Source organism: Gardnerella vaginalis 1500E (assembly GCF_000263595.1).
In the GTDB taxonomy this organism is placed as follows: Bacteria; Actinomycetota; Actinomycetes; order Actinomycetales; family Bifidobacteriaceae; genus Bifidobacterium; species Bifidobacterium vaginale_E.
The window spans coordinates 54,391-70,824 of sequence record NZ_ADES01000014.1; the positions used below are offsets into that span (position 1 = coordinate 54,391).

At 46.2% G+C, this 16,434-nt stretch carries 10 protein-coding genes and 2 tRNA genes; 1 reads left to right on the forward strand and 11 read right to left on the reverse strand.

Features of this window, described 5'->3' with window-relative positions:
- Positions 1 to 67: 67 nt before the first annotated feature.
- Entirely contained in the window at positions 68 to 988 is a 921-nt protein-coding gene (locus CGSMWGV1500E_RS01915; protein WP_004128727.1) for a PHP domain-containing protein, read from the reverse strand.
- Positions 989 to 1,107: 119 nt separating this feature from the next.
- Here CGSMWGV1500E_RS01915 and CGSMWGV1500E_RS01910 point away from each other — a divergent pair, with 119 nt between their 5' ends.
- Complete coding sequence (locus CGSMWGV1500E_RS01910) at positions 1,108 to 1,755, forward strand: vitamin K epoxide reductase family protein (RefSeq protein WP_004128729.1); 648 nt, start codon at positions 1,108 to 1,110, stop codon at positions 1,753 to 1,755.
- Positions 1,756 to 1,781: 26 nt separating this feature from the next.
- Here CGSMWGV1500E_RS01910 and murI read toward each other — a convergent pair whose 3' ends face one another.
- The 10 genes from murI to CGSMWGV1500E_RS01855 form a co-directional block, all read right to left on the reverse strand.
- Positions 1,782 to 2,555 (reverse strand): glutamate racemase, encoded by a 774-nt coding sequence (gene murI, locus CGSMWGV1500E_RS01905; RefSeq protein WP_004128732.1) that lies wholly within the window; start codon positions 2,553 to 2,555, stop codon positions 1,782 to 1,784.
- A gap of 160 nt (positions 2,556 to 2,715) precedes the next feature.
- Positions 2,716 to 6,114 (reverse strand): mupirocin-resistant isoleucine--tRNA ligase, encoded by a 3,399-nt coding sequence (gene ileS, locus CGSMWGV1500E_RS01900; RefSeq protein ID WP_004128734.1) that lies wholly within the window; start codon positions 6,112 to 6,114, stop codon positions 2,716 to 2,718.
- Positions 6,115 to 6,468: 354 nt separating this feature from the next.
- Positions 6,469 to 7,617, reverse strand: a complete 1,149-nt coding sequence (locus CGSMWGV1500E_RS01895; RefSeq protein WP_230455194.1) for an Abi family protein — start codon at positions 7,615 to 7,617, stop codon at positions 6,469 to 6,471.
- Between the two features lie 126 nt (positions 7,618 to 7,743).
- A tRNA-Arg gene (locus CGSMWGV1500E_RS01890) sits at positions 7,744 to 7,816 on the reverse strand.
- 44 nt (positions 7,817 to 7,860) lie between these two features.
- A complete protein-coding gene (locus CGSMWGV1500E_RS01885) occupies positions 7,861 to 8,202 on the reverse strand; it encodes an exodeoxyribonuclease VII small subunit (protein WP_004128738.1) in 342 nt (113 codons plus the stop codon).
- Between the two features lie 45 nt (positions 8,203 to 8,247).
- Entirely contained in the window at positions 8,248 to 9,594 is a 1,347-nt protein-coding gene (gene xseA / locus CGSMWGV1500E_RS01880; protein ID WP_004128740.1) for an exodeoxyribonuclease VII large subunit, read from the reverse strand.
- Between the two features lie 112 nt (positions 9,595 to 9,706).
- Positions 9,707 to 9,780: transfer RNA gene (locus CGSMWGV1500E_RS01875), tRNA-Lys, on the reverse strand.
- Positions 9,781 to 10,340: 560 nt separating this feature from the next.
- Positions 10,341 to 11,450 (reverse strand): class C sortase, encoded by a 1,110-nt coding sequence (locus tag CGSMWGV1500E_RS01865; protein WP_004128744.1) that lies wholly within the window; start codon positions 11,448 to 11,450, stop codon positions 10,341 to 10,343.
- Between the two features lie 110 nt (positions 11,451 to 11,560).
- Positions 11,561 to 13,276 carry a SpaH/EbpB family LPXTG-anchored major pilin gene (locus CGSMWGV1500E_RS01860; protein WP_004128746.1) on the reverse strand — a complete coding sequence of 572 codons (1,716 nt, stop codon included), beginning with the start codon at positions 13,274 to 13,276 and terminating at the stop codon, positions 11,561 to 11,563.
- Between the two features lie 9 nt (positions 13,277 to 13,285).
- On the reverse strand, positions 13,286 to 16,162 hold the full coding sequence (locus CGSMWGV1500E_RS01855) for a hypothetical protein (protein WP_004128748.1): 2,877 nt from the start codon (positions 16,160 to 16,162) through the stop codon (positions 13,286 to 13,288).
- Between the last annotated feature and the right edge of the window lie 272 nt (positions 16,163 to 16,434).

The window sequence follows — 16,434 nt, forward strand, 5'->3', positions numbered from 1 at the left end:
AAAACCAAAAAACTAAATCAGTTACAAAACTCATAGACGATACTCAAGAACATCGAAAATAAAGAGTTTAAAGCCTATAGCCGCGCAAGAGTATTTCTGATACCACTTCGCGGCTTGTTGTTTCTTCGCCCAAACGATTCGGCTTGCCTGATCCATGCCAATCCGATCCGCCTGTTACAAGCAAATCGCACTTTTGCGCCAAATCAAGCAAACGCTGACGCTGATCTTTAGAATTTCCGCGATGATACACTTCCAAACCGTCAAGACCGGCTTTTGCAAACGATATAATCTGATCGTCTGAAAGAAGCACACGATTACGCGCAGGATCCGCCGGATGCGCAATCACAACAACTCCCCCAGCATTCTTAACCGCATCAATAACCTCACGCACATTCGGCGAAGACGTTGGAATATAGTACTTGCTTTGCGGAGAAACAGGGCCAGCAAAAGCTTCGGAGCGCGTGCGAAAAACGCCGGCTTTAACCAAAGCATCCGCAATATGCGGTCTGCCTATTGTGGTCAAATCACCGAGCTTAGCTTGAGCTAAAACATCATCCCAAGTAATTGGAAAATCTTGCGATATGCGCTCAACCATGTGCTTTGTACGCTCAAAGCGATGCTTACGAGTAAGCTCAAACATGCTTACAATCTGCTCGTTTTTAGGATTGTACTGGTATGCAAGCATGTGCACATAAACTCCAGCATCTTGAGCAGTAATTTCCGAACCAAACAACACGGGCATATTCGAAACCTTAGCCGCAGCGCGAAAATCATCCCAACCTGCAGTAGTGTCATGATCGGTAATAGCAACTCCATGCAAACCAGCGAGCTTAGCTTGCATAATCAAATCTTCTGGAATGGCAGTGCCGTCAGAATAAACGGTGTGACAGTGCAAATCCCAGCGTTCGCGCGCAGCCAGCGTAAGATGCGTGCTACTAGCATTCGCATAATCAAATGCGTCGCATTGTTCGTTGCTATTTTCGGTCATATAATCATCGTAAACTGTGCTATGTAAAGAGAAATAAATACGCACTCATAATCATTCGCTATTATTTGCTATTATTCCCATTGTTAATAATTCGTTATCGGTAAATTTTAGGAGCGCAAATGGAGCAGACCAGCACGGCGCAAGAAGAATACGAAACAACACTGCGCGGATGGAGACACTCCTCTTTTTGGACTTACGGCGTAATGCTGTTCTTTTCCGTAGTGGCGCTTATAACATCGCTTATTCTTTCCGCAGAAACGCTTGCTTTGGCGCGCGCACCGAAAAAACTGCTCAGCTGCGACTTTAACACCGTTGTCTCCTGCTCTCGCGTTTCACAAGCTTGGCAGGCAGAAATTGTGAAATTCGGCGAATTAAGCTTCCCAAACGCATTCTTTGGAATTGCTGCAGAAAGCGTGTTCGTAACACTTGCTGTTATTGGAATGATTCGCGTTTGCGTGCCGCGCTGGTTCGCAATCTGCACTTGGATTGGCGGATTATGCGCGCTCGCCTACTCTTACTGGCTGTTCTCACAATCTATGTTCGTGATTCACGCGTTATGCCCATGGTGCATTGTGCTCATGTTCTCCACAACAATGCAATTTATGTCGTTGACGCACGCAAGCGTAAGCTCGCAAAAGCTACTTGTTAAGCGTTTTACGTGGGTTGAAAGCTACTACCGTTTGCGATACGACCTACTAGTTGACGTGCTGTGGATTGCGGCATTAGTTACGCTGATTTTAAGCCAGTATGCAAAAGTAATTTTTTAGTAAAATACTAAAGCTCGAATATAAGACTACTTACACAAGCTTTCTGCAAGTTGCTGCATACGCTCGCTAGTATCCGAATTAGTAAGCGTAATTGAGCCTTCCTGAGATTCACTTGCAAGCTCGCCTAAATCTTCCAGAATTTTTTGAAGATGATTGATCGTGCCTTCGTTACCGTCAACAATATTCGTGCGCGCAGGCAAAAATTCGCGGAAATAATCGCGGTAGAACACAAAATGAGTGCAGCCAAGCACAACCGAATCAATACTTTCTAAATCATACTCATCGAAATACTTGTGAAGAGCTGCAAAAACAATATTGCGATTATTAAGCTCCCCACACTCAACAATACGCACTAAATCAGGGCAAGCTTGAGAAAAAATCGTATGATTTTTAGAAAAACGCTGCAGCAAATCCGCGAACTTGTGCTCGCGCAAAGTAAGCTCAGTTGCGGCCACAATTACGCGCTGAGACTCGCCTTTGCCTAAATCGCAAGCTAATTTAAGCGCCGGCTCCATACCTATGATAGGTATGCTGTAGTTCGCGCGCAAATCGTTCACAGATGCGGAAGTGGCGGTGTTGCAAGCAATTACGATGGCTTTTACATTTAAGCTAACGAATCTCTCAACAATTTCGAAGCTTAGCTTTTTAACTTCCTCGGGAGTTTTAATGCCGTATGGAGCGTTGGCAGAGTCGCCAAAATAGATGATTCGCTCATGCGGAAGAGCAGCATGCAACTGACGAGCTACGGAAATGCCTCCAAGCCCCGAATCAAAAACGCCAATTGCTGCCGACGATGCCATAGACTACCTCCTAAAAACGCTTACTATCGTAATGGCGAGCCTCAACATATACAAGCGAATCAAAAACAAAAATACAAGCGGAGCAATAACAACAAAACGTGCCGAGTATGAAGAATACACCGGCACGTTTTTGTTTAGTTAATTAGCTGTTAGTTGTGTTTTACGCACGCTTAAGACTTACGCTAAGCTCAGTTGCGCTAGAATCAGCCTCAACAACCTCGAAGCTCGTAGCCAAAGTTTCTTCCGCAATCAAATCACGGAACTGATTAACTTTAGCAACGTCCACAGCTGGCACGCTCAAAGTCAAAGCGATTCGGTCAGTAACATCCAAACCGTTCTCCTTGCGCGCATCCTGAACAGCGCGAATAGCGTCACGAGCATAACCTTCAGCAAGCAAATCGTCTGTCAAAGCAGTGTCGAGCATAACGAAACCGCCAGTTGGCATTGCAGCAGAAGCGGTGTTTTGAGCCGCTTGAGCGTCAGAAGACTCAACGCGATTTACAAGCTCATACTCGCCCTCAACAAGCGCAACTTCGCCGTTTGGAGTCTGAACAACAGGAGCACCAGACTCGTCAACATGCCAATCGCCACTCTTAGAAGACTTAATAGCAAACTGCACTTGCTTACCCAAACGAGGACCAGCCGCGCGCGCATTCACCTTAAGCTCGTGAACAATCTTCAAACCGTGAGAGCTTGCATCCTGCAAAGTGCAGAATGTAACATTCTTCACGTTAAGCTCACGCTCAAGCACCTGCTCGTAAGGCTCAACAGCAGCAGTATTTTCTGCAACAACAGTCAAGTTTGCCAACGGCTGACGCACGCGCAACTGTTCCGCCTTACGCAACGAAAGCGTAGAAGACACAACCTCGCGAACCTTATCCATAGCAGCAACCAAAGCATCGTCGTGCGCAAGAACAGCACCAAGCTCGGTGACTTCTCCGGCCTTAGGGTTCTTCTCGCCATCCGAAAGAGTCTCAGGCTCAACCAAATAAGGCCAATCAGCCAAATGCACGGATTCGCCGCCAGTAAGGCCACGCCACACAGCCTCCGCTTCCATTGGAGCAAGAGGAGCAATCGTGCGCATGAACACTTCCAGAACAGTGTAAAGCGTGTTGAAAGCAGCTTCATCCTCATTCCAGAAGCGGTCACGGCTGCCGCGAATATACCAATTTGTAAGCACGTCAATAAAGTCGCTAACTGCAGCGCAAGCATCGCTAATCACAAACTCGTTCAAGCACTTTTCTACGCGCTCAACAAGCAAACGCGTGCGAGCAAGCAAGTAACGATCCATATTGCAAAGACCCGCAACCTCGTCCGCGCGAAGGCGACGAGCATCGTAGCCCTTACCACCGTTTGCAGCGTTAGCATACAAAGTGAAGAAGTAGTAAGAGCTCCAAACTGGAAGCATAACCTGACGAACAGTATCCCTAATGCCGTCTGCAGTAACAATCAAATTGCCACCGCGCAAAATTGGCGAAGACATGAGGAACCAGCGCATTGCGTCCGAACCGTACTCGTTGAAAACGCCATTAACATCTGGGTAGTTGCGCAAATGCTTACTCATCTTCTGACCGTCGGAACCAAGCACAATGCCGTGGCAAATCACGTTCTTATAAGCCGGACGGTCGAATAGAGCCGTAGCCATAATGTGAAGCGTGTAGAACCAACCGCGAGTCTGACCAATATACTCAACGATGTAATCGCATGGGAAGTGCTCTTCGAAGAATTCCTTATTTTCAAACGGATAATGGAACTGCGCGAAAGGCATAGAACCAGACTCAAACCAGCAGTCGAGAACATCCGTAATACGGTGCATTTGCGACTTTCCAGTAGGATCATCCGGATTTGGACGAGTAAGGCGATCGATATACGGGCGGTGCATATTCACATTGCCGTCGTCGTCGCGCGGATAGTCGCCAAAATCAGCCTTAAGTTCTTCCAACGAACCGTATACGTCTACGCGAGGATACTTTGGATCGTCACTCACCCACACTGGAATTGGCGAACCCCAGAAGCGGTTACGGCTAATCGACCAATCGCGAGCGTTAGAAAGCCACTTACCAAACTGGCCGTCCTTAACGTTTCCAGGAATCCAATTAATCTCCTGATTAAGCTCAAGCAAACGCTTCTTAATCTTCGTAACAGACACAAACCAGCTAGAAACAGGCTTGTAAATAAGCGGAGTTGCGCAACGCCAGCAGTGAGGATAGCTGTGCACGTAGCTTTTTTCTTGGAATAGCAGCGCGCGCTGATCTTCCGGCATTTGAGCAAGCGGGCCGTCTCCTGCACGCAAGTTACGCAAAATAGGCAAGTTGGCGTCGAAAACGTACAAGCCTTCGTAATCTGGGCAGTCGCTTGTAAACTTGCAGCCTGCGTCGAGCACGTCAACGCTGCGAATTTCGTGCGCGTTAAGCGTGTTCATATCGTCCTCGCCGTAAGGAGCCTGGTGAACAAGGCCAGTACCTTCAGCGGTGTCAACATAATCTGCAGTGAAAATCGTAAAAGCGTTAGGACCAGGAGTGCCACCCTCTGCGAGCGCAGATTCGCTTGCAAAGTATGGGAACACTGGGTAGTAGCGCCAACCAGCCATCTGCGCACCCTTAAGTTCGCGCACGACCTCGTAGTTTTCGCCAAGTTCCTTAGTGTAGGAGCCGAGCAAAGGCTTGCCAATGTAGAACTTTTTGCCAGCAAACTTGCCTTCGGTTGGGCGAACTTCCACGTAGTCGATGTCTGCGCCGACTACGATTGCGAAGTTGGTTGGCACAGTCCAAGGAGTAGTGGTCCAGAAGACTGCGTAAGCGTCGGCTTCGTCGCGAAGCTTAACGGCCACGGAAACGGTAGTGTCCTGACGATTCTGGTAAACGTCCGCATCCATGCGAAGCTCGTGGGCGGAAAGTGGAGTCTGATCCTTCGGGCAGTACGGAAGCACGCGGTAACCCTTGTAAGCCAAGCCCTTATCGTAAAGCTGCTTAAAAGCCCACATTACGGATTCCATGTATGGAATGTTCAGCGTTTTGTAGCCGCGCTCGAAATCAACCCAGCGAGCCTGACGATGCACGTAGTTTTGCCACTCGTTCGTGTACTTCAAAACGCTGGCACGGCAAGCATCGTTGAACTTTGCTATGCCCATTTTTTCGATTTGCTCAACCGACTCGATGCCGAGCTCCTTCTGCGCTTCCAACTCTGCAGGAAGACCGTGAGTATCCCAACCAAAAACGCGGTTTACTTTGCGGCCGCGCATAGTCTGATAGCGCGGAACCACGTCTTTTGCGTAGCCTGTGAGCAGGTGGCCGTAGTGAGGAAGACCGTTTGCGAATGGAGGGCCGTCGAAGAACACGAACTCGTTTTGGCTACCCTTGCCAGACGGGCGGTATTCGATTGACTTGCGGAAAGTGTTGTTTGCATCCCAGTATTGAAGAACGGATTCTTCAAGCTTTGGGAAGGAAGGATTTGGGGCAACTTGCGCGCCGGCGGCTTCTTGTGCAGATGCAGAAACACTTACCTTTGGGTATACGTTATTTGCGCACGACTTTTCGGCTGGATTAGTGGATTCGCTCACTGTGCTCTCCTCGCTCAACAGGGTGAATATTTCCCTGCGAGGACGACAGTTACTGCCGCGGTACCACCTCGCTTGCTATAAGACGATTACGTAACGAAAGTTACGTAGGTTACGTGCGTAACGCAAGTGCGTAGTGCAAATACGAAACGTAATCGAACTATTCTTATAGCCTCTCGTGTTTGGCTGTGCGGGCCAACCCCGTCGGTTCTAATAAGCGAGAACCTTACGAATCCTCGCCGTTCTTCCGAAAACTCCCCGCCGATAACGGATCATCGCTTAAGTTAGAAATAATCTAACACTATCCCCTAACATTAGGAATAATTTCGCGACTCGCGAATAATTTTCATGACATATTCATGACATATTATCCAAAAATGCTTTAGCTTCCTTAGCATTGCTAAAAACAATACCGTCTTCAGAAATTTTGCCATTCATAATTTGATTAGCGTGATTCATAGACTTAAGCGTTGCTTCATTCGGAACAGGCAAGTTACTATTCTCTTTAATTTTATTTTTCCAATCATAAAATTCATAAATACTAGACATTCCAATGCATTCAATAACATTTTTAGAGCAATTTGGCACTTCAACACAAAGCGCACTTAATAATTTCTCAATCTTCTCTAAAAACTCTAGATAATAGCTAGTTTCTAATAATATGTCGAAATCTTTAATAAGTTGAAAGACTGTTGCATTATCACTATGCGGTCTAGCACAATACAAACGTTCATCGTGCGCACAAATATTTCTGAACTCTTTAATTCTTCTATAAGTAGAATCAATTTTTATTGACGTAATATCTTTTTGAGAACAGTGTGAAGAATTATAAAGTTCAGTATATTTTTTAGCAACCAAACCTCTCACGCATTTAGTTTGAGCTTTGTAAAACCAGAACATCTGTCCGAAAGTCAAATCATTAGATAAAACCCATAATGGAACTTGCCCATCGTGATTATTGATACAATGTCGTATGTATTCTTTTCCTATATTTAATTTTTGATTATTTGACTTATTATTTTCTATAATTCGATTAAATGCTTTAATTAAACCACGTGATTCCTTTGGGTCTTCATAGTTATTTTCATTAAGGTAAGCATTAACTTCATTACCGTGCATTTGGCTAAAGCAATATGAACATGATGACCTTAACAATGCTTCTGCTCTAGTTGTAGCCGCAAAGATAATACTGCGAAGTTCACGATCAAATTTAAAAAGATAATAAATTTGTTCAAACTTTGTTCCTTGAACATATTTATTCGAATTGTTTGATTCGAGAAATGGATTTTTATATCCATTTACAACGCTATAGTAACCTTCTCTTTCAAGTATTTCCATAGCTTTAAACTCATCAGGAAACACTACTCCTCTAGACTTAAGCAATTCTATTTGTTGCCTGATAGTAGTAAAAGGTTTATAAATCACCATCATCCCCAACAATCCCCCCACTATTAGATGCACAAAGAGCCAATCAATCGCTTGATTGGCTCTTTGCGAACCAGACACTGCCTGGCTTCACCACTGCTTAATTATACAAAAGAAACTAATGCTTGTCAACAAAAATAAGCAAACTATATACAGCACACAACACCGTTGCACAAATATAAACTGCACAACGTCCACACATAAAAGTGCCCCGGATCAGAATCGAACTGACGACACCCACTTTAGGAGAGTGGTGCTCTATCCACTGAGCTACCGAGGCAACAAATGGCAATTATACACTATGGCGTGTCACTGCGTCGAGCTCTAATCCTCAAGATTCGACTGCGTGCCAGCCGTAGCTGCCGTCGCTGACTGCTCCGCCTGCGCCGCATCCAACTTGGCGCGAACAGTGGCAAGCAAACCCTGCGCGCGCTTTGCCAACGCCTCACCAATCTCCCACTGACGCATGGACTGGTCGAGCGTCAAACCGCCAGCCTCCAACGCCTGAACCGCCTGAACCAGCTTTTCGCGAGCCTCTTCGTACGGCATCGCCTCAATCGCAGCACGCTCTTCTTTCGTAAGAGTGCTTGCAAATTGCGCGCTTTCTGCACTATTCGCACTATTTGCCGCTGATTCTTCCGCTTTTTTCGTTACTTTCTCGCTCATATCTAACCTTTCGCTATATCTAAAATATTTAAAATATCTAAAAATCTACTTACTTGACTTTGCTGCAGCCGGCTTAGTTGCAGCCGACTTAGTGCCAGTCACCTTGCCAAGCACCACGCCGCTTTTAAGAGTAACAGTCATATCGTCGCCAACGCTCGCTAAAGCCGCGTCGTCAAGCACTCTCCCACCGCTGAGCTGCACAACAGCGTACCCGCGATTCAAAGTCGATTGCGGACTTAACGCGGTCAAGCTTGCGTGTGCCTTCTCAACAGTCAGGCTTGCGTCGTCCAGAAGTCGCACCAAACCGTGCCGCATTCGTTCGACAGCTTGCTCAACCAAACGCTCGTGCGGCTCAAGCATAGTGCTCGGGCGAGTAAGGCTCGGACGATTCGCGTAACCCTCAACAAGTCGAATCTCATTGTCAACGCGCGCAGAAATTCGCATGCGCATAGTTTGCAACGCGTTATCAATAAGCTGCCACTGCTCGCGAACGTCAGGAACCACGCGCTTTGCAGCATCTGTAGGAGTCGACGCGCGCATATCTGCAGCCAAATCAATAAGAGTCCAATCGTCCTCGTGGCCGATTGCAGACACAATCGGCGTCACGCACGCAGCCGTAGCACGAACCACACCCTCGTCCGAAAAACCAATCAAATCCTCAAAGCTGCCGCCGCCGCGAGCAACAATAATAACGTCAACCTCTGGATCCGCATCAAGCTGCTTAATTGCGGCAATAATATCCGCCGGACACTGCACGCCCTGCACATGCGCGTGAACAACCTTGAAGCGCGTAACAGGCCAGCGCAAATTCACGTTCGTAATAACATCGCCCTCCGCGCGAGCTTGAGGCGCACAAACTAGTCCAATGCACTTAGGAAACTCCGGCAGAGGCACCTTATTTTCCGCGTCAAACAAGCCCTCGCCCTTAAGTTTTTTGCGCAACTCGTCAATTTGCGCTTTTAAGTCGCCGGCACCGACGCGACGAATCTCGTCCGCAACGAAGCTCAAGCGCGTGGCTTTTACCCAAATATCCGCCTTGCCGTGAACGACTACGCGGTCGCCTTGGCGAAGATCGCGCGCCTGCTGCACGAAATTACTGAAGCCCATTACGGAAATCGAGACTTCTTCGTTGCTGTCGCGAAGGGTGATGTAGCCGGAAGAGGCGCGGCGCATGTTGATTTCGACGATTTGACCCTCGATCCACGCGGCTGGCCAGCGTTCGACGGCGCTGTGGAACTTTTGGCTTAAGATTGCGACAGGCCACGGGTTTTCGGCAGTCGTGTCGGCAGCTTTTAGAGGAAGCGGGCGCGGATGAGCTAGATTTTGCTGCGGCTGTTGCGGCTGTTGCAGTGGATTTTGCGAAACATCATCCTGAAATAATTGCGGCATCATATTTGACGAGGTCATGTTTCCAGCTTGACTGCAAAGAGGGACAAACGATGGATTCGTTGCGTGCGGTGATTGGATACGAAAAAACCCAAGCGCAAAGCTTGGGTTTTGTTTGTGCCCCCTCAGGGATTCGAACCCTGGACACGCTGATTAAGAGTCAGCTGCTCTAACCAACTGAGCTAAAGGGGCATTGGTTATCTCGGCCCGCTTTGCGAACCGAGTAACTACTATACTCAGAATGAGCTTGCGCGCAAGTGGGCGTGTCGCATTGCTCTTGCTTGAAGCTGCATTGCGCGCTTCAAGCAAGCTCAATGCGGTAGCGACGACTCAATACCTGAAAGCACAGTGTGCTTTACGTGCGCGACGACCTGCTTGAGCGCAGCACAGCGCGCGCGAAAGCAATTCGGAGCGGAAACTCGCTTAGGTTGGAAGTCCAGTGGACTTCCAACGCGAGTTTCGTAGCGAGCGCTTATAGCGCGAGCGTTATCTCGCATTTGGAGGGTTACGGAGAGTTAAGCGCTCCAAACACGAGAGAATCATCTCACCTTTGGAGGGTTTGAGGCTGCGTAGCGCTCCAAACGCGGGGAAAGTTTACGGCATTTGTTGTAGGTTTGGCTATTTATGGAAACATTTGCCGTGGATTTTACCTCGCGTTTGTTTCTCTGCGTGAGTAACGATAAACAGCCAACATCCGTTACTAACACAGATTGGCTACTGCGCGAGTAACACACAGCACACCGCATCACGCACTACCTGCGCCGCAACTTACGCAGCACAGCGCGCGAAACCGCCAGCAAATGCCGTCCGCGCAAACCCATCGCACTGCGCCTCTTGCCCAATGCAATCGCAAGCATCATAAACAGCAGCAGCGCAGACATCACCATCGACACTATAAACAACGTCATCCAAAGCGGCCACTGCAAATGGTCATCAGGCGCTTTCACCGGATCCGGCATCACGCGGTATCCCGTCACCAACAACCTGTGCGTGTTAATTCCGTACGGCGTGCACGTGATTAGCGTCGCCAAGTCGCGCCCCTTCTCGCGCCGCAGCAAACGAATATCGTTCGGCTGCACAACATTTATGCGAAACACTTTGTAGCGAAGAGTTTTGCCTTGCACGTCGAAATAGAAGTAATCGCCTTTTTTAAGCGTGTTTAAGTCGTCGAACATCGTGGCATCCGGCATACCCGTATGCGCCGTCACAACCGTGTGTCTGCTTTTGCCACCCACCGGCAAATCCGTACCGTACAAATGCCCAGCACCCATTGCCAGAATAGTTTGAGTAGTTCCGTGGTAAATAGGCAGTTTCACACCAATCTTCGGAATCTTCACAATACCCATAATTCCCATTGGCTCGCTAAGCATTTTTTCGTACTCTTTATACTCTGGAGTGTCCATGTAGTCGCTACTGCCGTTGTAAGGGTCCGCGCTAATAATTGCTTTGTGACGAGCATTGTATTCACGCGCTTTTCGCAAAATTTGCGCGCGATTTTCTTTAGGCTCATACTTATTTAATTTGTCGTATTCGATTGAGAGTTCCTTGGCAGCGTAATTGTTGACCAAAGTAGAAACCACAGGATAGCTGAAGCACAAAATGCCAATAAGAACAAGCACAACAGGCTCAGCCAGCTTGCGAAGTGTAGACATTGGTTTTGGGGATGATTGCTCTGGCGTCTGAGGCTGCGTGGATTGCTCTTGCGGATTTTGCTGAATTTGCGAAGATTGCGGAGACTGCAAAGATTGCATAGACTGCGAGCTTGCGGAATCTTGCGCACTTTTGGAGGACTTGTTAGCGCGCATACGAGCCAGCCGCTTAAATAGCGCGCGAACAGACTCTGCAAAATCAGCTAGCTTCATAATTCCTCCAATAAATGTTTTTGCAAAATAAACAGGGAGTCGGGAAGCGTTAATTAACGCGCACCCGACTCCCCCATTTTCGTTAATGCTTAAAGAAGCAGGGACTGAACTTAAGCGCGGAGCTTAGCCTGCTCTTCTTCCTTCTTGCGACGGTGAATATACACCACGAAGCCGGCGCCAACGAAGCACACGCCCGCGAGCGCGAAGAGAATCACGCCAGCAGCACCGGTCTTTGGAAGGTTGAACCAGAAACCTTTATCCTTGGTAGGAAGATTCTGGAATGTGTATGTTTTGTTATCATCAGTTACCTTAATTGTAACAACATCAGGATTGCGGATGTATCCGTCTGGCGCAGCAGTTTCTACGATGTAGAAATCTTCATCACGCTTTACAGAATATTCTTCAGTTAAACCAGTATCTTTTGCTGATGTTTTTTCGCCAAAAGCTGAGCGCGGACTATTCGCACCACACTTAGACTCTACATCAGTGTTTGTCTTAACTGCTGTGGCACAAGCTTGTGCATCGGTTGAATTAGCAAATAACACAAACTTTCCACCCTCAAGAGCACTTTGATCTTTAGAAGAAACCTTCTTAATCTTGAACTTCGAGAACTTCACCTCCTTGTACTCTTTACCAGTAACAACGTCTGGAGTACCAGTTTCATGCGAAGGAATTAAGCCGCCCTTGTTAGTAACAGTGCTGTTGCCAAGAGTTTTAGAATCAGCAAGAGTGAACTCTAAAGTAACAAATACCTTTACAACCTTGCCAGCATTGTCGTTTGCAGCTTTAGCAAGTTTCTTCCTACCACCTTCAGTGAAAGTAATAGGAATCTTCTTGCAAGCAACATCGCCAGCTGCAGCAGCTACATCTTCTGCAGTACCAACAGTGTAGTCAGTAGCAGCAAGCACAGTATCGCCATCTGCGGGCTTATCGCCAGTTCCAAGTTGTACCTTTGTAACTACGCTAGCAATGTCAGTAGGATAAGTAAAAGCCTTAGCTGGAGCGAGATCGACTACAGAATAGCCGTTAAAATCAGCGTCAGTAAGATCTGCAGTAGTTTGTCCAGTTTCAGCCTTTTCCTTCATCTTATCAAGCTCAGCGCTAATGGTGTAGGAAATCTTATCGCCAGCGCCAACAGTCTTAGAAGTATCTGCAGTCTTCTTAACGCTCTTGCTCAAATCCTTGTTCTTTGGATCCGCGTATGGAGCATAGTTGTAGACTACTTTGCCATCAGCATCCTTTTCAATCCTTGGGATTGTCATATAGAATGGCTTAGATTCGGCAGCAGAGAAGCCCGTTGGAACTGTTGTTTCTTGAACTTGATACAAGCCAATTTTAAGACTATCAAACTTTGCAACACCTTTTTCTTTAGTTTTTACTTTAGTTCCAGCACCAGTTTCAAGAGTTATTCCAGTAGTATTGCCTTTATTAAGATTGTCGATTTTATTCGCGACTTTAACCCAATCTGCGTACTTAGTTAAGTCGATATCCTTACTGTCGATTTGCGTCACCTTTTTTACAGTGAACTCAGCGCCGGCAACAGGAGTTGACTTCTTCTGCTTTTTGGTGGTTGAGTCAACCTCGTCTTGCCACTTGTAAATGGTGAGGGAATAATTAGCAGCCTTGTCGTTGTCACCAAGCTCCCACGGAGCATTCTTGTAAACAGCAGCCTGCGAGTTCTTATCTACACCTGTTATACCAGCAGTCGCAGTATCTTCTTCACCCCACGCAACGCTGGACACTGTCACAGCCCCCGCCGCGCACAGAGTTCCAGCCATTGCTAGCGAAGCAAACGCAGCAACGCATCGTTTTGTGAAATTATTCATTTTTTCTCCTTATTTGTTAGCGCTCTTTCGAGCAGAATTTCGGTACACAAAATTTTTCATAAATGCGCGCCCCCACTTTGTTTGGTCGAGAGCAAACGCAAGAACCATTAAGCACGTTGAAACAGTTGCAAAACCGCAGAGCAGAATATTCCAACCTGCGAATCCTGTTTTTGGAAGTTTAAAAGGCTCAACAATGTGGATTGGGAAGGCGGTTAGCGTGTAATCCTTGCCTTCTGTTAGCTCAGCTTCGTCATCAAGAAGAGTATCGCCGTTTTGCACGGAAGTTTCGTTAGCCACCTTAGTTGTATAAGCAGCAAGCGCATTCGGCTTCAACGCATACACAACGCACTGATAATCGCCCGTTTCTTTAGGCGCGCCTGCAATGATCGAATCCGTGCGCTCGACTGCATCGAACGGATTATCCGTATCCCAACCATCCGCTTTAACATCTCGCCTAAATAGAGTGCGCTTTGCATCGCACGAAGCTGAGTTACGCTCGCAATCTTTAAGCTCAGCAACAGTTTTAATATGATCCCATTTATGAATTTGGCTCTCCGTAGGAGCACTCAAGCCATTAACGCTACTAGACCATTTTGCACCATCATCCACTTCGCCATCTTTATTCAGCTTAGTGCACAAAACTTTTATAGAAATCTTCTTATCAACGTCACGCAATGACCACGCATCAATATACGGATTCAAAAATCGCATTCCGCGCATCATTGTGATTCCCTGATCTGGATCCACATCTCCATAATCGTCACTTTGCAAACCCGATTTGCCTTCAGCTGAAGCTTTTTCAGTTGTAACTCGCAGCTTTAAATCATCATTAGCAATCCATGGAGAATTGTTGACAGAGACTTTCAAATAGATAGGCTTACCTTCGTTACTGGAATCTGAATCAGCAGAAGAAGATCCGTCAGGAAAATGCGCAACAACTGGCACATAGTAGTCACCTGTTTTAATCCAAGTGCTCATTTTTACAGTGATCTTTCCGTATTTTTTGCCAGAGCCTGCAGAAAAATCTCTGCCAGCCTTACTAGCATCATCAGGCTTGTTACTTTGATCGCTGTTATTTTTATGGTCAATAAATGAAGCCCAATCAGGAACTTTGTGATCAGAATCGCCATCATATTGCCTTATTTCAAACCACGTTCCGTCAGGAAGATCATACGTGCGCGCTAGCTTACTATTGCACTTATCCCCTACGCCGCACTTGTTAACAGGCACAATAGAAGTCGAAACTTCACCTGGAAGAGTATTAATGCCGTCACCATAATTAGGCTGATAATAGTAAGACATTTTGCGAACAGTAATGTTCAAAGTCTTAGCTTCCCAAGTAATACCTTTACTGGAATTAAATAAAGCATCTTTACTTAGCTCGGTATCAATATCAGCAATATTGTTAGACTTAGCTGTAGCTATTTGATCAAACTTATTTACTACAGCTTCATCTTGCTGGTCTTGCGAACCGTCATTTTTAACAGAGTTCCTTAAAGCATAAACTTTGCACGCAAAATTACCGGTTTTTTCTACAGTGCCAGTAAGTTTGCCAACTGTACGCTCGTTTACGCTCTTAGGCTTAAAATCCGGATGTGTTGTAACATACTTGTTGTACACGTAATCGTCATAAAGTAAATCTTTTACACTGCAGCCACTGTCAGGATTGTCAAAGCACTTCTTTTGCTGCTCATAACTGGCGTGCTCCCAAACTTTTACGTCTTTTTTATCTAATGTAAGCCCATTAATTTCGCCAAGTTTGTAACTTCCAGCAACAGGCTTGCCATCGGAATCCTTTTCATAGCAAATCATGCGCTGATTAATCTTGCCTATGCCAAGATACGCAGAAGCATCAAAAGTGGTTTTTTCAACCTTTTGACCAAGCATCAAAACCAAATCAGAATCACCAGAATCCGAATACTTAAAATCTTCCGTATCATTGCTACTTATTGAAAGCTTCAAATCGCCAGGTTGTGGATTAAATCGCGTAAAAACTACATTCGCATAAACTGGAGAAGACTTACCATCTTTACTATTTCCAGCATTTGTATCATCGGAAGTAGTGTTATCCGGATAGTGCACAATTACGTGAACTTTGTAATGACCTGCTTTAGTCCACCTATCTGGTCGGAAAGTTATAACACCATATTTTGAAGAATTAGCACTATCAGGAATGGATTTTGTTTTTTTGCATTCGGAAGAATTATCGCACTGTTCGCCTTCAAAATTAGCCCACTTAGAAGCATCTTCTTTATCAGCTGCATCTTGCTTAATTTCAAACCACGTGCCAGCAGGAAGAAGCCCACGCTTAATTTTCTTATTGCCGCGAATCGGCTTACTCTTAGGAGTACCAGAATTCTTACTTCCACTTGTAGAGAGATTTCCAGCAACAATATTCGGAGTACTTTGATACTGAGGATTATAATATTCGGCGCTGTTATTAGTGCCGTCGGGTGCGCTGCGATCTGTGGAGGATCCGCTGTTAGTGTCGGTTGTTTTATTAGCAGCTTTTTTGTTATCGGCTTTATTTACGTTGACATTATTTGCGTTGGCTTTATTCGCGTTTTGACTGTCATTAGCAACCGCTGCAGAAGAAGGTTTAGTAGGCTCAGGTTTAATAGACGCAGTATTAGTATCAGCAGCCTTAAGCTCAGACGCAGGCGCAGGATTTGTTAAAGTATTTGAATTAGACTTTTTGCCGACCTCAGTCTCAGCCTTATTCTCTGTTTTAGTTGAAATTTTATTTGAAATTTCGGAAGATGCGTTCGACGGCGCAATAGGAGCAATCGCGAAGGTTGCAAGAACAGTTGCAGAGGCAACGAAAAACGCAAAAAGAGCACGTCGCGTGCACTTACGAAAATCGCGCTTGCGTTGTTGCATAGACATTCGCAGTATCTCCTTCTAATCTTAATGACTCTTAAAACTCGCACAACAATTTACGCAATAAGTACGGCACAGGCATAAGCTAACTTATATGAAATATTCGCATCAAATTAAGCGCCAGCCATCAAATTCATGCAGTCACTAGGCTGTAACACGAATTGCAATCTGCCGAGTCCCTCTTGTAAATTGCAACAATAGCTTTTGCAACTATACCCCCCCCCCCTAGGCATTTTGCAACACCCACTTAAAATTTAAAAGATTTTACGGAAAATATC